Source organism: Thermococcus aegaeus (assembly GCF_055393685.1).
Window position 1 is genome coordinate 640,206 of sequence record NZ_AP042464.1, and the last position, 16,591, is coordinate 656,796.

General features: G+C 40.6%; 19 protein-coding genes and 1 pseudogene. 6 read left to right on the forward strand and 14 right to left on the reverse strand.

Going from position 1 to position 16,591, the window contains the following annotated elements:
* Positions 1-20: 20 nt before the first annotated feature.
* The 7 genes from ACZ5NL_RS03490 to hxlAB all read right to left on the reverse strand — a co-directional run bounded on the left by ACZ5NL_RS03490 (position 21) and on the right by hxlAB (position 4,899).
* Positions 21-530: a KH domain-containing protein gene (locus ACZ5NL_RS03490; RefSeq protein ID WP_464842953.1), complete on the reverse strand. Its 510-nt coding sequence runs from the start codon at positions 528-530 to the stop codon at positions 21-23.
* Positions 531-656: 126 nt separating this feature from the next.
* Entirely contained in the window at positions 657-1,271 is a 615-nt protein-coding gene (locus tag ACZ5NL_RS03495) for an HD domain-containing protein (protein WP_464842955.1), read from the reverse strand.
* Between the two features lie 5 nt (positions 1,272-1,276).
* Entirely contained in the window at positions 1,277-2,092 is an 816-nt protein-coding gene (locus tag ACZ5NL_RS03500; protein WP_464842957.1) for a DUF4392 domain-containing protein, read from the reverse strand.
* A gap of 3 nt (positions 2,093-2,095) precedes the next feature.
* On the reverse strand, positions 2,096-2,275 hold the full coding sequence (locus ACZ5NL_RS03505) for a hypothetical protein (RefSeq protein WP_464842958.1): 180 nt from the start codon (positions 2,273-2,275) through the stop codon (positions 2,096-2,098).
* Positions 2,272-2,916 (reverse strand): TIGR02253 family HAD-type hydrolase, encoded by a 645-nt coding sequence (locus ACZ5NL_RS03510; RefSeq protein ID WP_464842960.1) that lies wholly within the window; start codon positions 2,914-2,916, stop codon positions 2,272-2,274. The genes ACZ5NL_RS03505 and ACZ5NL_RS03510 overlap by 4 nt, the downstream gene beginning before the upstream one ends.
* Before the next feature lies 1 nt (position 2,917).
* Positions 2,918-3,673, reverse strand: a complete 756-nt coding sequence (locus ACZ5NL_RS03515) for a hypothetical protein (RefSeq protein ID WP_464842962.1) — start codon at positions 3,671-3,673, stop codon at positions 2,918-2,920.
* Between the two features lie 5 nt (positions 3,674-3,678).
* Positions 3,679-4,899: a bifunctional 3-hexulose-6-phosphate synthase/6-phospho-3-hexuloisomerase gene (gene hxlAB / locus ACZ5NL_RS03520; protein WP_464842964.1), complete on the reverse strand. Its 1,221-nt coding sequence runs from the start codon at positions 4,897-4,899 to the stop codon at positions 3,679-3,681.
* Positions 4,900-5,030: 131 nt separating this feature from the next.
* Here hxlAB and ACZ5NL_RS03525 point away from each other — a divergent pair, with 131 nt between their 5' ends.
* From ACZ5NL_RS03525 to ACZ5NL_RS03535, 3 genes are read left to right on the forward strand one after another with little or no spacing between them, the layout of a single operon-like run.
* Positions 5,031-5,759, forward strand: coding sequence for an arginase family protein (locus ACZ5NL_RS03525; protein ID WP_464842965.1), 729 nt, complete (start codon positions 5,031-5,033; stop codon positions 5,757-5,759).
* 1 nt (position 5,760) lies between these two features.
* Positions 5,761-6,081 carry an Sjogren's syndrome/scleroderma autoantigen 1 family protein gene (locus tag ACZ5NL_RS03530; protein ID WP_464842967.1) on the forward strand — a complete coding sequence of 107 codons (321 nt, stop codon included), beginning with the start codon at positions 5,761-5,763 and terminating at the stop codon, positions 6,079-6,081.
* Positions 6,078-6,287 (forward strand): winged helix-turn-helix domain-containing protein, encoded by a 210-nt coding sequence (locus ACZ5NL_RS03535; RefSeq protein WP_464842968.1) that lies wholly within the window; start codon positions 6,078-6,080, stop codon positions 6,285-6,287. The genes ACZ5NL_RS03530 and ACZ5NL_RS03535 overlap by 4 nt, the downstream gene beginning before the upstream one ends.
* On the opposite strand, the gene trmBL2 is transcribed toward ACZ5NL_RS03535, so the two are convergent.
* Positions 6,284-7,078: an HTH-type transcriptional regulator TrmBL2 gene (trmBL2, locus tag ACZ5NL_RS03540; RefSeq protein WP_464842969.1), complete on the reverse strand. Its 795-nt coding sequence runs from the start codon at positions 7,076-7,078 to the stop codon at positions 6,284-6,286. The two genes, ACZ5NL_RS03535 and trmBL2, sit on opposite strands and share 4 nt — an antisense overlap.
* A 281-nt stretch (positions 7,079-7,359) precedes the next feature.
* On the opposite strand from trmBL2, the pseudogene ACZ5NL_RS03545 reads away from it, so the two are divergent.
* Positions 7,360-7,756 (forward strand): annotated as a pseudogene (locus ACZ5NL_RS03545) (toprim domain-containing protein); the annotation flags it as partial.
* A 6-nt stretch (positions 7,757-7,762) separates the two neighbouring features.
* Positions 7,763-9,157, forward strand: a complete 1,395-nt coding sequence (gene dnaG, locus ACZ5NL_RS03550) for a DNA primase DnaG (RefSeq protein ID WP_464843303.1) — start codon at positions 7,763-7,765, stop codon at positions 9,155-9,157.
* A 74-nt stretch (positions 9,158-9,231) separates the two neighbouring features.
* Here the strand turns inward: dnaG and ACZ5NL_RS03555 are convergent, their stop codons facing one another.
* The 5 genes from ACZ5NL_RS03555 to glmS all read right to left on the reverse strand — a co-directional run bounded on the left by ACZ5NL_RS03555 (position 9,232) and on the right by glmS (position 14,943).
* Entirely contained in the window at positions 9,232-9,432 is a 201-nt protein-coding gene (locus ACZ5NL_RS03555; RefSeq protein WP_004067239.1) for a 50S ribosomal protein L24e, read from the reverse strand.
* A gap of 5 nt (positions 9,433-9,437) precedes the next feature.
* A complete protein-coding gene (locus tag ACZ5NL_RS03560) occupies positions 9,438-9,650 on the reverse strand; it encodes a 30S ribosomal protein S28e (protein ID WP_004067238.1) in 213 nt (70 codons plus the stop codon).
* Between the two features lie 70 nt (positions 9,651-9,720).
* Positions 9,721-10,092 (reverse strand): 50S ribosomal protein L7Ae, encoded by a 372-nt coding sequence (rpl7ae, locus tag ACZ5NL_RS03565; RefSeq protein ID WP_004067237.1) that lies wholly within the window; start codon positions 10,090-10,092, stop codon positions 9,721-9,723.
* A gap of 109 nt (positions 10,093-10,201) precedes the next feature.
* Positions 10,202-13,126, reverse strand: coding sequence for a peptide transporter (locus tag ACZ5NL_RS03570; RefSeq protein ID WP_464842971.1), 2,925 nt, complete (start codon positions 13,124-13,126; stop codon positions 10,202-10,204).
* Between the two features lie 11 nt (positions 13,127-13,137).
* Positions 13,138-14,943: a glutamine--fructose-6-phosphate transaminase (isomerizing) gene (gene glmS, locus ACZ5NL_RS03575; RefSeq protein ID WP_464842972.1), complete on the reverse strand. Its 1,806-nt coding sequence runs from the start codon at positions 14,941-14,943 to the stop codon at positions 13,138-13,140.
* Positions 14,944-15,197: 254 nt separating this feature from the next.
* Here glmS and ACZ5NL_RS03580 point away from each other — a divergent pair, with 254 nt between their 5' ends.
* Entirely contained in the window at positions 15,198-15,401 is a 204-nt protein-coding gene (locus tag ACZ5NL_RS03580) for a PCNA-inhibitor (RefSeq protein ID WP_464842973.1), read from the forward strand.
* Here the strand turns inward: ACZ5NL_RS03580 and ACZ5NL_RS03585 are convergent.
* Positions 15,398-16,534 (reverse strand): class I SAM-dependent methyltransferase, encoded by a 1,137-nt coding sequence (locus tag ACZ5NL_RS03585; RefSeq protein ID WP_464842974.1) that lies wholly within the window; start codon positions 16,532-16,534, stop codon positions 15,398-15,400. The genes ACZ5NL_RS03580 and ACZ5NL_RS03585 overlap by 4 nt on opposite strands.
* Positions 16,535-16,591: the final 57 nt, after the last annotated feature.

Below are 16,591 nucleotides of genomic sequence, written 5' to 3' on the forward strand. Positions count from 1 at the left end.
AAACCTCCAAAAATTAGAAATCAGATGAAGGATATCTTAACATCAGTACCGGCTATCTTCGAAAGGATATTCTCCAAAATCTCCTGCCTTTCGGGAAGTTTCTGCTTGTCCCTCCTTATCACAAGCACTTTGTAATACTGCCCCTGTGGGGCATAGACGACGTTAACTCCAAAGACTCCCGCAGGATATAAAAGGTCTGTGGCAAGTTTCTTGAGGTCATCGGTGCCTTTAATTTCCCTGCCTTCAATTACTCTAACTCTCTTTCCGAGTTCCCTCATGAGAAGCTTGATATTCTTACCACCCTTACCTATGACAAGAGGGACATTCCCTTCTCCGACCATTATTACTACCAAATCCCCGGCCTCAACAGCCTTTTTAAACTCAATGTCAGCGTCACCCAAGAGTTTATAGAGCATTCTTGAAATCTTAACATCAAGTTCAGAAATCAACCCCTCTTGAAGTTTCTTTTCATCTGCCGGGCACAAAATGTCCTCCGTTTTTAGACACACCTCACAGATTGGCGCTTTCATTAGCTCACCTCCCAGTTATTGCAAAAAATGAACATAAGCTAACACTCTTTTGCAGGTGTTATTTAAAAACCTTATCCCATTACAAAGGAATCAAAATTAAGAAAACTTAAGTCGAGTATCTGCCATCTAGAGCTCCCCTTCGATCTCTTTAAGGAGCCTTTCGATAAACCCTTCAACAAATTTATGTCTCTCTTCAGCTAATTTCTTTGCAGTTTTTGTATACATTAAATCTTTGAGCTTTAGTATTTTCTCTTCAAAATGCTTTATGGAGGTTTCTATATCCCTTCCGTGTTCTCCTGAATACATAAAAACCCTCGCAATTCCTATAGCCCCTATTGCGTCAAGCTTATCCGCATCACTGAGGATTTTTGCTTCAAGCGTTTTAGGCTCTGGAGGCCTTGAGAATCTATGTGCCTCAATTGCGTGAACAACTTCGTCAACTTTCTGGTATTTAAGGGAGGTTAAAAACCTGCGAGCAATCTTTGCGCTTTCCTTAGCGTGGTCTTCAACAATTCCTTTATCCTCCAGAGGCCTGGCAACATCATGGAGTAAAGCCGCTAAAGCCAAAACTTCCAGATCTGCCCCCTCTGCTTTACCAATATGCAAGCAGAGGTTGAAGACCCTTTTCACGTGAGAAAATCCATGTGTTCCCTCTCGCTCAAAGAAGTTCCTAGCTAATCCTTCGGCCTTTTTGATTAGTTCTATACTCTCTTTGTCTTTTATGTATTCCTCAAGCTTCATGTCTTTCACCCGATTTTATTCTCAACAATTGAATTAAGCAGAATTAAAAAGCTTTTATGGACTCCGAAAGGGATTCCATCAACACTGAGCTCGGGTTTCTTAGTTACTCCATCTATAACCCCGGAAGAAACCAAAGCCCTCAGAATCTTTTCTTCCTCCTTATTCCAACCAACTATCATATTCTCCCCAAGCTCAATAGATGCCTGAGCGATTAACCCATAAGCCCCCCAGTTGGATACCGCAGAAAGAACTAAAGAATCAACCTTGACAATACTACCTATTCTCTTTCCAAATTTTATGTGCCTGCAAACTAGATCCCTTATATTCCCCATCCCTATTTCATTTCCTCCGTCACCGATTCCAATTGTGGGAATGCCAAGTTCTCTAGCTTCCAGAAATAATTTGTCAAAGGGGGGCACATCTATTTCCAGAGCACTCATTGAGTAGTATTTCCCATCTTTGGCCCTTCCAGGAGTCTCAACACTTACTAAAAGAGAATAATCGGCAATGGTCGGATTTTGGGCAAAATCAACTTTAAACTCTTTAAGAGCTTCCTGAATCTTTTTGCACGTCAGTATCTCAGCTTTTCCCCCTAACTTTTCAACAGTTCTGTAAAGCGCTAGAGCCCCAGGGGGGCCATCCGTTTCAGCTATCTGCATTGGTGGAATTGGAAAACATGAGACAATTAAAACTCTGTCAAGGTTTTCAAGAAACAAAGAAGTAGCATCGCTTAAGAAGTCGAAGTTGCGTTTGCGGTATTCAAGGTAAAGCTTTAGGACGTTCCTTCCGTAGATATCGGTGTTTATTAAATGGGCTATCATCTTTCATTCCTCAACTTCATATGCTATTATCCTAACTTTTTTGCCTTTTATTGCCTCTTTTAGGAGCCACCACAGTTCTGTTGGAGATTCCTGTCTATGGGTCAACTTATCACCATTCTCAAGCTCTATAACTTTTTCTTTATATTTTACGAAAACCCCCTCTTTATTGAATAGCTCCCTCATCCTAGACCCCCCAAGATTTTTCTCAGTTGATGAAAGCTCCTAATTTCAAAATCTGCAAAGTTATAGTCCTCCGATCCCTCCCTATTAACCCATATTGCAAGCATTCCAACATTTTTTGCCCCGTAAATATCTTGATGCAGGTTATCCCCAACCATCATGGCATTTTCAGGTTCTACGTTTAATTTTTCACAAGCATATAAAAATATTTTAGGGTCAGGCTTTACGGTTTTTACATCTTCCCTAGTCACAATTACATCAAAATACTTATCGAGCTTTGCAATTCTTAGTTTCAACTTCTGATATTCTGGACCACTTGTTATCACACCAAGCTTATATCCTTCCTCCCTTAGCCACTCTAGAGTTGGCTTCACATCAGGAAAAACGCGAATTTTGTGAGGATACGCCCTCAAGAGCTCCTCATATTTAAAATTCAGGCCAAAACTTTCAAAAAAGAAGTTCCAGTCATGCCATTCGTACGTATCCCGTTTTTCAGAGAGTTCTCTGAGGAATTTTAATCTAGCATCTCCCCTGGAAATTCCCAGTTTCTTTGAAAGCCTCTCATAAACTTGGGGAAGAAAAAGCATTACAAGTGGCCTCTCACTTAAAAGGGTTTCATCTATGTCAAAGAAGATCGCATCCATTTTACCACCTCTTAACTAGAAGTGAAAGGATTTCTACCTGCTCTTCTAAACCTTCTTCCATTTTTATCCCCCATATTATGTCTTTCTCTTTTAAGAGACCTTGAAATGTATTGAGTATTTTATGAGCATAACTCAGTGGGACTTTTTCACCCACTAGAATGTTTACTAAGCCCCTGTCCCATATTCCCCAATGCCAGTCGAAATCAACCTTCCTTAGAAGACGAAGTATACCCACATTGCTTCCTTTTACCATATTAAAGAAGTCGGCATAGTCAACATTTACAAGCATTTGGTTTTCTAGGTAGTAGTAAAGCCTGGTGAACATCAATCCAATGTTTTTTGCTGCCATTTGAAATGCAGAGCCAAGAGAAGAGGAAGTATATTCATCTAGGAATTCCCACAATGAGTCATAAAATACTGTATCAAAGTCCTCTGCCCATTGGGGCTTTTCTTCATTAACAAGCTCCTTCTGAGGAGTAAGGACATAAGCCAACTTAATAGGTTTTCGTGGCACGTATTCAAGAATAACCTGCATTATTTCAATGTTTACTGGCTTATTTTCAAGTACAAACCACAAAATTGCATCGTCTGAAACATTCCAGAACAAATTCTTAAGGTTTTGACGAAAAGACGCTTTTCCAAGTAGATAATATGTTGGATTTATCACGATCTTTGGAATCCTTTCTATACCGATATTTTGAACAACTTTGCCTCCATTATTCCCAATCCCAACAAAAATATGGGGAAAAGAAGCCATGTGAATCACTCTAAGGTTGCATGTTTCCTCTTCATGTCTTTTTCGGTTTTTTGGAATGTCGCCATTAGCAGTGCTATGATACCATCCAAGAACAGCATTGTTGAGTCTTCAAACAGCGTTCCCATTGGGGCGATCCACTTATATTCTGTGAGCATTTGCCTTGCAATATAATCTGTTGGAATATCTGTTTTTGTTCTTCCCGGAATCTCTACTACAACATCAGCAAGTTTTCCAAGGGTTGAGTCTTTATAGGAAGTTATTGCGACGACTTTTCCACCCTGCTTCTTTGCGATTTCAGCTGCATCTACTATCGTTCTTGTTTCACCACTTCCACTGATCGCAATTAGGAGATCTCCCTCCTCAAAAGCCGGGGTAATCGTTTCACCAACCACGTAGACGTTAAAGTCAAGGTGCATCAAGCGCATTGCAAAAGCCTTTCCAACCAAACCGCTCCTTCCGGCACCGTAGATGAAGATTTTATTGGCACCTATCATGGCATCTATCATTCCTCTAACCTGTTCAAGCTTTAGAGAGTCAGCAACCATGTTTATGTGCTCGGTAATATCTCTGATTGCTTTTCTTATGGTGACCATGTACTCTCCCCAGAACAGATCAAGTATTTTCCGAGTAACCTCTTCGGGATCCTTTGCCTTTGTTATTGCCCCACCAACGATGATAATAGTGGCTCCAGCCTCAATAACCTTTGGAATTGTCTCTAGATTTAAGCCACCCGCCACAGCGACCGGGACTTTTACGGCCTTTACAACTTTTTCTAAATCTTCCAAAGGGTTTTTTCCCTGAGCTTGCTCATCTATTCCTGTGTGAACTAGAATATAGTGCACACCCATTTTTTCAAGCTCTTTAGCTCTTTTTACCTTATCTTTAACCCCGATTAAATCAACCATTACCTTTATCCCATACTTTCTCGCAACCATCACAGCATCTTTTATAGTCTTGTCATCAGCAACTCCAAGTATTGAGACCACATCGGCACCATGTCTTGCCGCCATTTCAACTTCAAGAGCCCCAGTATCCATTGTCTTTAAATCTGCTACAATTTTTCTATCCGGGAATCTTCTTTTCATTAGCTCTACAGCCCTCATGCCTTCCTTCTTTATTAGGGGAGTCCCCACTTCAAGCCAATGAGCGCCACCACGAGCGGCTTTCTCTGCTATAGAAATTGCCTGCTCGATATCAGTCAGATCAAGTGCTACCTGCAGGATCATCTTGACTTACCTCCCAATGATCTTCAAATTAACATCAAATTGGGTGCTTTTAACTTTAACTCCCCTGCAATCAAAGACTAATTAGCTATAAATTTAAAAGGGATGAGTCAGAAATAGCTTCGGGGAAAGAAATGGTTACATTTATCCCTTTCGGAGAGAAGCCCAACAAAGAGGGGGTTATGTACACTATAGAATTGCTAAAAAAGAACAAACTAATAGAGGAATTTATGATTGTTGAATCAAATAATGTGGAGCTACTCGCAGATAGAGTACCTCTAGACAAATGTTATATTATCGGGGAGCATTTGGCAACATATGGAATAATCAAAAGGATAAAACCGCCTTCTATAATAAGTATCGATGCCCATACTGACTTAATGCACGATTATCTTGACCACGGTTCATGGCTTGCTTATGCCCTGGAAGAAAAGGCAGTAAACAGAGCAACGGTAATTGGATCGGTATTGATGATACCCACCACTGAAGGGACGAGCTTATGGACAAGAAGAGTTAAAATCTTCCCTGCACTCCCAAGAACCAGAAAAATAAGGGGAAAATGGAAAGCATACAAAAGCCTAAAAATCTCCCCAATAGAGGAGATAATTGCCGAGATGCGGAAATATCTTGGGGAAGATATTTACCTAACAGTTGATATGGACGTTCTAAAGCCTGAATATAAAATTGCCAGATTTCAGCACGGGGAGCTTACCTTAGATGAGCTTTTAGAACTTATAGACGAAATTAAGAAAAACTTCAACATAATAGCATGCGATATAGCGGAAATATCAGACAGGATAAAGAGGTCAAAACTTGGGAAGAAAGCTTTGATTGAAGTTTACACAGCCCTTATGGGTGAGTAAAATGGCACTAAGTGACAAGGAGATTAGAGAAATAATAACTCCACTCCTCTTGTCCGGAGCAAAGATGCTTGACAAGCACTGTCCAAAGTGCGGTTCTCCTCTTTTTGAACTAAACGGAAGAGTTTTTTGCCCAATTTGTGAGCACAGAAAAAGGGAGGAAAGAGTCGAACTAAAGAGCATTGAAGAGAGCCTCATAGAAAAACTAAGGCTGCTGGCAAACCAGCTCCCAGATGATATAGACGAGTTAAAAAAGCACCTAGAAGTTATGAGAATGATAGTAGAACTGCTGGAAAAATATAAGAAAATGGAGGAGATAAAATGAAGCACTTGAAGATTTTGAATACCTTAACAAGGGAAATGACAATGGAGGAAATTGCAAAAGAAAGTGGTTTGAGCTTAGCTGAGACCAGAAGATTCCTGCTTAGACTTCTGGAGCAAGGAAAGATAGAGAGCTTTGAAAGAAATGGAAAAGTCTTTTGGAAGTTGAAAGAGAAAAGCAAAGAAGAGGAAGAATTTAAGTACCTTTAAGCTTTTTCTGCTTTTTCCCAATACTCATTGAACTTTCCTTTGAAGAGCTCAACTACTCTAAAGTCCTTTATCCATACTTGGGTTTCATAGTTGAAGTATCTAGCAGCCAAATCTTCCAAGGCAAAGAACACTTCCTCGTCACATATTAGCATGGGGAGCTCTATTTTGTCAAGCACTCTGAGTTCAAGCTTTCCTTCTTTGTAGTAGTCCATTATCTTTGATGTCTCAATTCTTGGAAGTACCTGTTTGGATACTATTATTTTTGTATTAACTCCTCTATCGACGGCTTTTGCTATCTCTTCATCAAGGTTCGCTGCAATGTAACCGTTGTCTGCCAGCAGTATTTCCTTCTCAACTTCTTCAAACATCTCTTGAGTCTTGAGGGTCGAGTTCCTGATACCTCTGACCACCCAGACTCTCTCCACTCCATATTTGGGAACCTCTGTTTCTATTAATGGGGTCATTAGTTCTAAAAGCTCTTCCTTAGCCTTCTTCTTAGCTTCAAGTTCCTCTTTTACCCTGACCTGCCAGTCCTCAATGAACTTCTCAAGAACGTTTTTGGGGTGCACTGGTCTGTACTTGTTGGCCTTTCCGGGCTGGCTTAATGCAAATCCCTTCTTTTCCAAACTCCTCAAAACGTCGTAAGTTCTTGGAGCTGGTACTTCGGAAACACTTGCAAGCTCTGCAGGTGTAAGAACTCCGAAGCCAACTAGTGCAACATATGCCCTAGCTTCATATAAATTCAGCTCAAAGTGTTCTTGCAAAAGTTCTACCATTCTTTCTTTCACCATTTTTAATCACCTCTTCTATTTGTAAAATAGCCAAAGACCTATATAAATTTTTTCTTATTGATTTTAGTTGCACTTTTTCTAATTGTAATTTTATTTTGACTGCATAAATATGCAGTTCTGTTACTATTAAAATGGTTAAAAATACACAACAAAGCATGTAACATACATTTACACATACTCTTGTCATGGGATAGTGATTTTAAACAAAGTGAACACTTTATTGAGTCTTCGCTTCCCAAAACTTTATAATACTATCGAACTCTCATCATCATGACGGCAGTATGTACGCCGAAAATTATAAAAGATTCGAACAACTTATAGACAAATTGCGAGAGTTTGAGGGTGTTATCCTCGTAGAGGGAATGCGAGACGAGGTGGCCTTACGAAAATTGGGGGTCGAAACGGAGATAATTAGGCTTTCCCGCTCACCACTAGCGGAGATTGCTCTAATAGCCTCTCACTATCATGATGTCATGATATTAACAGATTTCGACAGAAAGGGTGAAGAGCTTGCAAAAAAACTAACCCGATATTTAGAAGGGTATAAATGCAAAGTAGATACAGAAACACGAAGAGAGCTCAAGAAAATAGCAAAAAAAGACATTAAGGGCATTGAAGACTTGTACTCCCTTTACATCCGTGTTAGGGATCTCCGTTTCTGACCCCCGAAAGGAGGGGTATGGATTGAAGAGAAAAAAGACTACAATCCAGCAGATTTTGCTTGAAAAGCAAAGAATGTTAAAAAAGAAAGGAATAGAAGGTGATAGCATGGCTGCAAAGGATGATTTTGGAACAACAAAATATGTAATCCACGCAGAATTTGAAGCAAATGGAATTGTTGAAAGGCCTGATGTTGTAGGAGCTATTTTTGGGCAGACTGAAGGTTTACTTGGGGACGATCTGGACTTAAGGGAGCTCCAAAAAACTGGAAGAATAGGAAGGATCAAGGTTGACGTTCACACAAGAGCTGGAAAAAGTTATGGGACAATAACAATACCCTCTAGCTTGGATAGAGTAGAAACAGCAATACTGGCAGCTGCTTTAGAAACAATAGATAGGATTGGGCCTTCTGAGGCCAGGATTAGGGTAATAAGAATCGAGGACGTCAGGGCAACAAAGAGAAAATACATCATAGAGAGAGCTAAAGAGATACTTGAGACCCTTATGGAAGAAGAAATTCCAGAAACACAGGAGATTACTGAAGAAGTTAAAAAGGAAGTGAGAGCTAAAGAACTTATCGAATATGGTCCGGAGAAACTCCCGGCTGGCCCACACGTGCCGTTTTCAGATTCAATAATCGTTGTAGAAGGAAGAGCTGACGTGCTTAACCTTCTAAAACATGGAATCAAAAACGCTATAGCTGTTGAAGGAACTTCGGTACCAGAGACAATAATAAAGCTCAGCAAAGAGAGAATCGTAACTGCATTTACCGATGGGGATAGGGGAGGAGAGCTTATACTAAAAGAACTCCTTCAAGTCGCAGACATTGATTATGTTGCCAGAGCTCCGGAAGGAAAAGAAGTTGAAGAGCTGACAAAGAAAGAGATAATTAAGTCTCTAAGAAGCAAAGTTCCGGCGGAGCAAGTTATAAATGAGCTCTTTGCTAAAGGAAAGAGTTTTTACGAACTTGTTAAAGAAAGGGAACAGCAAAAAGCCAGCCAGCCACAACCTGCAGAACCAAAGATAGAGAAAGCCATTGAACCCCAAAAAGAAACCATAAGAGAGACAAAAGTTGAGGTAAAACCCCCAGCAAGGGAAGAAAAGTTTGTAAAACCAATACAGCCTCCCAAAGCTCCCGAGCTTAATGAATTTAAAGATTGGATTGAAAAAGTGAAAAAAGACTCCACAGCAATTCTCCTAGATGAAAACAAGAACATAATCGCGGAAATACCAGTGAGAGACCTACTTACCTCCCTAAACGATAAAGAAAATGTACACACAATAATATTTAACGGAATCATAACTCAGAGACTTATCGATATAGTAAGCGAGAAGGGGGTCAAATATTTAATAGGTGCAAGAAAAAGCAATGTCGTTAGAAGGCCTATCGATCTTAAAATAATAACCTTTGCAGAGTGAAGAGCCTCTTTTCTTTTTTAATATTGAACAATCTTTGCTTAAAAACTTCTGTGAGGGTTAAAAAATAAAAAGAGTCACTTTTTGGCTCTCTGGAGCCTTGCTTCCTCAAAAGCTTTTGTCCATTTGAGCTTTCTTGGGTTCCTACCCATAAAGAAGTATCTTTCGCATTTTCTTGAGCAGAAGAAATAAACTCTTCCATCGTTTCTGACATACATCTTTCCTGTTCCTGGCTCGAACTCTTTTCCACAGTATGAGCAAACGTTCCATCTTGCCATTTACATCACCTTCTTGCTTTGATCTCTCTTGCTTCTCTTTCTGTCTCTCTGAGGATAACTATGTCGCCAATCCTAACTGGGCCTTTAACGTTTCTTCTAATCACTCTACCCTTATCCATCCCTTCAAGAACACGAACCTTTACTTGAGTAACCTCACCGGTAACTCCAGTTCTTCCTACAATTTCGATGACCTCTGCAGGGTATCCCTCATCTGACATCTCTCACACCTCTAATCAATTGTAATCATGAAAGCTCGCCCGATCCAAATGAGAGTGAGGAAAGGGGAGCTCACTTGGCGAGCTCCCTTACCTTCATCGCAATTTCCTCAACGAGTTCACGAGCCTTACCCGGCTCGATTATAGCAACACTTGCAGCTGGAACTTCAATACCAGCGGCAGCACCAAGTTCCTTCTTGCTTGGAACGTAAATGTATGGGATTTCCTTCTCCTCACAGAGGGGTGGCAAGTGAGCAACGATCTCTTCTGGGTCAACATCTTCAGCGATTATTACAAGCTTTGCCTGACCCCTCTCAACGGCTTTTGTTGTCTCGTTTGTACCCTTTCTAATCCTTCCAGTATCTCTTGCAATCTCAACTGCCTCAAGGGCTTTCTCAGCAAGCTCCTTTGGAACCTCAAACTTCACGTAACTTGGCTTTGCCATTTCACATCCCTCCAAACTTCATCGTTCATCGAGTCATCAAGTTAGGGAAGGATGCTTGCTTTTTAAATCTTTCCTTCCAAAATAGCAAAAATGAGAAAAGTAGCAAAAATCACCCCTCGTATATTATGTATTCTTTGTCTGTTATAAACACCGGTTCGACTCTTATTCCCCTTATTTCCACCTTATTTCCATATTCATTCTTGAGCTTCTCTATATAAGGCTGGATAACTTCTGGAAAACTTGCCTGACCTTTGAAATAAAGTTCTCTGTTGGATGTGCTTAAGCCACTGGCAATTTTTTCATAATGGATTATATCCATGTGAGGCTCAAATGCGGCTTTTGGATCATCTCTGTTTTCTCCCTCGGTTCTAATAAGATATATAACTGTAGCCCTAAGGTAAAGCTCTAAGTTGGAGTAGTCTTTTCTGAACCCAGCTCTTAACTCAAGTTCTCCACTTTGGCCATCGTTTAAAACTCTTATTGGGCTGACAAGCCTGCCATTTAATTTTGGAGCTTCTGTAAGAGCCCCAACGGGGCCTTTCTGCACAAGGACAAGCTGATACTTTGTAGCGTTTGGGACTTTGAGACTAACTTCTACCGGCGTCTCGTTTAAATGATCGATGTTAACGTTTTGCGCTATAATCTGCTCACTTATGAGCTTATCTCCATTGTAAGCCCTGAGCTTTATGGTGGCATCTTTAACGTCTCTTCCAAATGCTGATATGTAGAGCTTAGCCTTGTATTCCCCAGGAATAAGCTTTGACACTGGCATCCATGTATCATTCTTGTAAACTTCAATTCTATATACTCCAAATGGGACGAATTCATAAATGGTCAAAGTATCAGTATGTGGGCTAACCACTACAGAGGGCGATTTTGCAATTCTAAAGTTTGAATACAGTTTTTGGGCAAAATTATCCTCCAAAGAAATCGGCACTCTAAAAGAAAGTTTTAGGAAATTGCTGGTAGCAACTTTGTAGTATACCATAATACCTCTAACGGGTAACACCTGTCTAAAGGAATAGGAGTACATATATAACGGATAGTTGATTCCTATGTAAACCACATAGGGAAAGTCACCCCTTCCGGGTATTACTACCCCATTTTGAACATCTATCGTTTGTATCGGTTCTCCCTGTTGATTGCCAGCTATTATTATCGCCTTTATTTGACCATTTTGTTTAGTTATCTGGAATTGAATACCAACATCAGGATTAATGTATACACTTCCACTTGCATTAGTCAATAGTAATATCATTCCGGATCTGTCTCTTTCGTCTCTTGTTATTGCCCCTCCAAGATAGCTTATGGCATTGAATTTTATCCAGTCGGCACTCCAAGCAATAAAATAGTTAAGCTGCCAGCTCTCGAAGTCAACTTCACTCTTGCTGCCATCGTTTGCCAAAAAGCGGGCAATTATATAGTCCCTGTCCCTCGCGTGACCACCGTCCGCACTTGCCCTCCTGTTTCCAAGGAGAGAGCTTTCAATCCAATAACCGTAGTCCCACCAAGAAGTTGCCGTATCGTATTCGTTTGTGTTCTCTCTAAGCCACTTAAGGGTTTCTTCCCAGCTCGGGCTTACAGCTTCACCGCTAACCTTTGCCGAGTTGTAAGTTGTGTTTGCTCCCACTATTGGAATCGGAATAAAGAGGAGGACCAACAAGAAAGCATAGAGAGCTTTTGTTGAAACCTTTTCCTGCATATTCTCTACTATTTTAAAGAGCTCTCCCACGAGAATTCCAAAGGTTAGCAAAACTGCGCCCGAAGCAAGGAATAAAAACCTCACCGCTGTCCACATGAGATATACTGAAAGCCCGTAAAACACCAAGAGGAACAAATTCTTTGCATCGACTTTGTTTTGGTTTAAGGCTTTCAAAAATCTAAACGCAACTATTGCAATTCCGACAAGTGAGAGGAGAAAGACTATCCCATCGGTTCCCTTGACCGAGTAATACCTCTGTATATCGTTCCATTCCGTCTTTGCAAGCTCTTGAACAGTTTCATAAACTTGAGTGGATTGGTATGCTCCACTCATAAGGGAAAAGAGCTTGGGGCCAACATAAAGATAAGCTCCAGCAAAGCCTAGGAGTACTATCACTGCAACAACTCCAAACCTATGTGTTTTGTCGGAGTAATTTAGGTATCTGCCACCGTAGAGCATTATCGTCGTAAGTAGTGCCAGTCCAAGGAAAACTTCAAAGGCGAACTTTATGTGCCCTCCAACTCTTACAATTCCACTTGGAGTCAATGCGTAGCCAATGAGCAATACTGCAACATAAACTGGGTAAAATTCCATGGCAAACTTCTTGACGTCTTCAACTTTTCCAAAAATAAATAATACAATCACGTACAAGCTTGCAAAGCCCAAGAGAACCATAAGACCAAATGGGGAGCCGTTCCATACTGAGAGCATCAAAACTCCAAAGAGCACAAATAGAGCGCCAAAAAGTGATTTTCTCTTGATCTCTTTGGTTTCAAGGTAGTAGAACATGAACAAAGCAGCATAGATGAAGAACATTAAAAACGGCCCATCGCCTCTTGCGTTTCCTGAAAATGTTCTTGTCCAGTGAGCTATCGAGAACATCATGGCTAAAGCTGCCCAAAGTCCAGCCCATTCTGAGTGAAGTTTTCTTCCTAAGAAGTATATCCCAACTATGCTGAAAAACCCAACAAGTGGAGGCCACATCTTGAAGACCTTTATTATTTCAAACCCAAATGCAGAAAGGAACTTGTAAAGCAAAGCTGGGATTATGTACAGCCCCAGAGGTTCCCTAATGAGAGAGCCAAAAGGAGCATCTGCCAAAGGATAATACTTCGGAAGCCCCTCCTTTATCGCAAGCTTGTATATCTCAAAATGGTAGAACGTGTCTGGATCTATGAAGTATTTTGTTTCCCCTGTTGCTGCTCTAATTTTATAACCAATAAAAGCAACGATTATCACCACAATTGGGAAAAGATAAAGCTTAATTTTTGAAAAATCTAAAGAGGACGGTTTTTCACTCTTGGTTTTTTTCTTAACTTTTGTTCCAACCATTTTGAACCACCTCACTCCACAGTTACCGATTTTGCCAGATTTCTGGGCTTATCAGGATCGTTACCCCTCAACACAGCCAGATGATAGGCAAGCAATTGGAGTGGTACTATATACACAACAGGACTTAAAAGCTCATCTATTTTCGGCATCTTCAAGAAGATCCTGCTAACTTTTTTCAGTTCTTCATTATCTCCCAAGCTAATTACAAGCCCCTTTCTTGCATTGACCTCCTGTATATTGGACACCATCTTATCAAATGTCCTTCCACTTGGGGCAATGGCAACAACTGGGACTCCTTCCTCAATCAGCGCTAGAGGGCCGTGCTTAAGTTCTCCAGCAGAAAGACCTTCTGCATGAATGTAGCTGATCTCCTTGAGTTTTAATGCTCCCTCTAGAGCTGTTGCAACACTTATCCCTCTTCCTATGTAGAAGAAGTCCCTCTTGTCTACTAACTCCTTAGCAAGGGCTTTTATCTTGTTCTCATATCCAAGAACACTCTCAATGTACCTCGGGAGTTCCAAAAGCTCAGCTTCGAGTTTCTTAAGGTAGTTCTCATTTACGGTATTGAGTATTTTAGCTAGTGCTATTGCAAGCATTGTCAAAACGGTAAGCTGCGTTGTGTACGTCTTTGTCGCAGCTACCCCTATTTCTGGCCCTGCATGCGTGTATATTACAAGGTCACTTAGCCTGGTAGCCATGCTCCCAACAACGTTAACAATGCTTAGAACTTTTGCACCCTTCTTTTTAGCTAGTCTTATCGCCGCCAGAGTGTCGGCAGTTTCCCCACTCTGAGTAATGGCGATTACAAGGGAATTCTCGTCAACTATGTTCTCAAACTCATACCTAAACTCGCTTGCCTCCTCAACAAGGACAGGTTTGTTTGCCAGTCTTTGGAAGAGGTATTTCGCGGCAATTCCTGCATGATAAGAGGTCCCCATAGCCACAACAAATATCTTCTCGTATTTGGCTATCTCCTTAGCAACTTGATTTATTGTTTCCAAGTTGCCGTAAATTGCTTCCTTTACAGCCTTTGGCTGTTCATGGATTTCCTTAAGCATGAAGTGGGGATAACCCTGCTTTTCAGCCATTTCAAGAGTCCAATTAATTTCATGGATTTCTTTTTTCTTTTCTTTTCCTGTCCAAAGGTCTTTCACTGTAAATGCATCTTTGCTAACCACTGCATACTCTCCATCATCCAGGAACACAACTTTATTCGTGTAAGGTAAAAATGCAGGAATATCGGAGGCAGCAAACATCTCCCCGTTTCCGATTCCAAGGACGAGCGGACTTTCATTTCTCACAAAATATAGGCGTTCCTTATCTTCAGCATACATTATGCCAAGGGCAAACGAACCCCTAAGTTTCAACAACGCCTTGCGGAGGGCATCTTCAAAGGTAGATGAATCCTTTAAAGCTTCTTCAATTAGATGTGCTATCACTTCTGTATCAGTGTCGCTCTTGAACGTGTGGCCTTTTTTCTCAAGCTCGCTTCTAAGTTCAAGGTAGTTTTCAATTATTCCATTGTGAACAACCGCTATTTTTCCAGTACAATCGGTATGAGGATGGGCGTTAATATCATTGGGAACTCCGTGCGTTGCCCATCTAGTATGACCAATTCCTCTGTTTCCAGGCATTTCATGAAGTTTAAGCTTTTCTTTAAGCTCGTCTATTTTTCCAGCCCCTTTTTTTATAAAAAGCTCTCCTTTTTCTGTTACAATTCCAACTGAATCGTATCCCCTGTATTCCAATCTTTTAAGACCATCTACAAGGATTTTAGCGGCTTTTCTATCTCCGATATAGCCTATTATACCGCACATTGTGCTGCCTCCGCTTTTTGTACTGTAAATCGTAATGGTTTAAACTAATTAAAAGGATTTCCATAAAACTGTTACCGCAACCATTGTGTTCTTTACTCTGTTTCAGTGTTCCCTTTGAAATATTGTTCAAAACGATTTCTTTTGGTTTTTGAGGCCTTTAATAAGAATCAAACACCAGAGGAAGGGAAATGAAACAAGAGAGATTTCCAAAAAACCTATATATCCAAAGCAACCTTAATATCTTGGGTGGGTCAATGGAGAAAAAGTTGGATGAATTCATAAACGGTTCCATTAAAATAAGAAGCGAAAATAAAGCCAAGCTCTCCAAGAAAAAGAGACTCAAATCAACTAAACTGGACAAATTTTTACCCGATGAGCACATAAACTATTTTAAAGCCCTCCGCATCGGTTCAAAGAGGATACAAAGAGTAAAGATAGTTGAAGTTCAGGAAGACTAATCAAGTGGCTCTGCTACTATTGCTTTGTCTTTAAATTTGAACAAGTAAGCCCTCTTCTCTCCTCTTAGGCCTTGCTCAACTCTTCTTCTGAATCTCCAGTAATCTTTGTCTGGAATTGAGATCTTTAGAGTAACCCTGCCGTATCCTTCTCTCTTTAAAAAGTCGTTTATCTTTACCGGATGGAAGTTCAGCACCTTTCTTACGATGTAGCGTCTCTTGAAGTATTCGCTCTCAATTTCATCATTGCTTGTTGCAATAGTTCTCCGCTTTTCTCGAATGAGCATCCATAAGTTGCCTTTTACTGCATGGAAAAGTTCGTTTATTAGATCAGCGTAATCAATGCCCTGCGGGATTTCATACAAGTAATCTTTTACTTCCCCACTCCACTCGACTATGCTTTCAAGACTGGGATTGCTTTCAAGTCTAACCCCCTTAGGGAGCATAACCGCAGAGCGCTCTGCCTTGGCTAGTGGTTCAAAATAAAAAGTTAGTCTGTTGAGCGTTCCATATAAGTCTATGTACTCGAACTCCCCTTTCCACGGGACTCTTTCTCTTCTTATCTGAGGTGGAAGATCAAAGATAAACGCATCGGTCTTGTGCTTGTAAGATTCATAAATTTCAATAGGACTCGGGAGAAGATCCTCAAGCCTTCTTTCAGGCATCTCTGGTGGCCTTGCAGGATCCGAAAATATTATCTCGGCATCAACCTGCTTAACAACCTCCTCACTTAAGCTGTCTCCATGGATAAAGGTTATCTTATCCCTAACCCCATATTTCTCCGCATTCTTCATAGCGTAGAAAAGCTTTTTCTCATTGATATCTATAGCGTAGGCCTTTTCTGCATATTTTGCGAAGAATATTAGCTGGATTCCAATCCCACAGCTTACGTCTGCTATGCTTTTTGGTTTAATTCTCTCCGCTCTATACTCGGCAACAACCTCATGAGTAGCATACCTAAGGCCTTCTAAGTCCATCCATAGGTCAGTCCTTGAGAACTTATCTTTTGCTCTGATTCTTGCCTTTGCTATCTCAAGTATCTCATCCGCTTTTTCTCTCGGAAGTCTCGCCCGTATTTTTCTCTCGTCTAGACCTCGCTTTATCATCTCGACGGCTTGCTCGATAAACTCCTCCATTTTCTCACCGTTGTTTCATTTTCATTCAATTTTTAAAGGTTTATGGGAAATAATTTA

What these genes read in the sequence shown, in the direction of transcription:
- ACZ5NL_RS03500 (WP_464842957.1), bottom strand. Translation starts at nt 2,092, where the DNA reads ATGATAGCCCATTTAATAAACACCGATATCTACGGAAGGAACGTCCTA.
- glmS (WP_464842972.1), bottom strand. Translation starts at nt 14,943, where the DNA reads ATGTGCGGTATAATAGGCTATATCGGAGATAGAAAAGCCGCTAAAATC.
- hxlAB (WP_464842964.1), bottom strand. Translation starts at nt 4,899, where the DNA reads ATGATCCTGCAGGTAGCACTTGATCTGACTGATATCGAGCAGGCAATT.
- ACZ5NL_RS03535 (WP_464842968.1), top strand. Translation starts at nt 6,078, where the DNA reads ATGAAGCACTTGAAGATTTTGAATACCTTAACAAGGGAAATGACAATG.
- ACZ5NL_RS03525 (WP_464842965.1), top strand. Translation starts at nt 5,031, where the DNA reads ATGGTTACATTTATCCCTTTCGGAGAGAAGCCCAACAAAGAGGGGGTT.
- ACZ5NL_RS03570 (WP_464842971.1), bottom strand. Translation starts at nt 13,126, where the DNA reads ATGGTTGGAACAAAAGTTAAGAAAAAAACCAAGAGTGAAAAACCGTCC.
- ACZ5NL_RS03555 (WP_004067239.1), bottom strand. Translation starts at nt 9,432, where the DNA reads ATGGCAAGATGGAACGTTTGCTCATACTGTGGAAAAGAGTTCGAGCCA.
- trmBL2 (WP_464842969.1), bottom strand. Translation starts at nt 7,078, where the DNA reads ATGGTGAAAGAAAGAATGGTAGAACTTTTGCAAGAACACTTTGAGCTG.
- ACZ5NL_RS03580 (WP_464842973.1), top strand. Translation starts at nt 15,198, where the DNA reads ATGGAGAAAAAGTTGGATGAATTCATAAACGGTTCCATTAAAATAAGA.
- ACZ5NL_RS03530 (WP_464842967.1), top strand. Translation starts at nt 5,761, where the DNA reads ATGGCACTAAGTGACAAGGAGATTAGAGAAATAATAACTCCACTCCTC.
- rpl7ae (WP_004067237.1), bottom strand. Translation starts at nt 10,092, where the DNA reads ATGGCAAAGCCAAGTTACGTGAAGTTTGAGGTTCCAAAGGAGCTTGCT.
- ACZ5NL_RS03490 (WP_464842953.1), bottom strand. Translation starts at nt 530, where the DNA reads ATGAAAGCGCCAATCTGTGAGGTGTGTCTAAAAACGGAGGACATTTTG.
- ACZ5NL_RS03510 (WP_464842960.1), bottom strand. Translation starts at nt 2,916, where the DNA reads ATGGATGCGATCTTCTTTGACATAGATGAAACCCTTTTAAGTGAGAGG.
- ACZ5NL_RS03585 (WP_464842974.1), bottom strand. Translation starts at nt 16,534, where the DNA reads ATGGAGGAGTTTATCGAGCAAGCCGTCGAGATGATAAAGCGAGGTCTA.
- ACZ5NL_RS03515 (WP_464842962.1), bottom strand. Translation starts at nt 3,673, where the DNA reads ATGGCTTCTTTTCCCCATATTTTTGTTGGGATTGGGAATAATGGAGGC.
- ACZ5NL_RS03560 (WP_004067238.1), bottom strand. Translation starts at nt 9,650, where the DNA reads ATGTCAGATGAGGGATACCCTGCAGAGGTCATCGAAATTGTAGGAAGA.
- ACZ5NL_RS03505 (WP_464842958.1), bottom strand. Translation starts at nt 2,275, where the DNA reads ATGAGGGAGCTATTCAATAAAGAGGGGGTTTTCGTAAAATATAAAGAA.
- ACZ5NL_RS03495 (WP_464842955.1), bottom strand. Translation starts at nt 1,271, where the DNA reads ATGAAGCTTGAGGAATACATAAAAGACAAAGAGAGTATAGAACTAATC.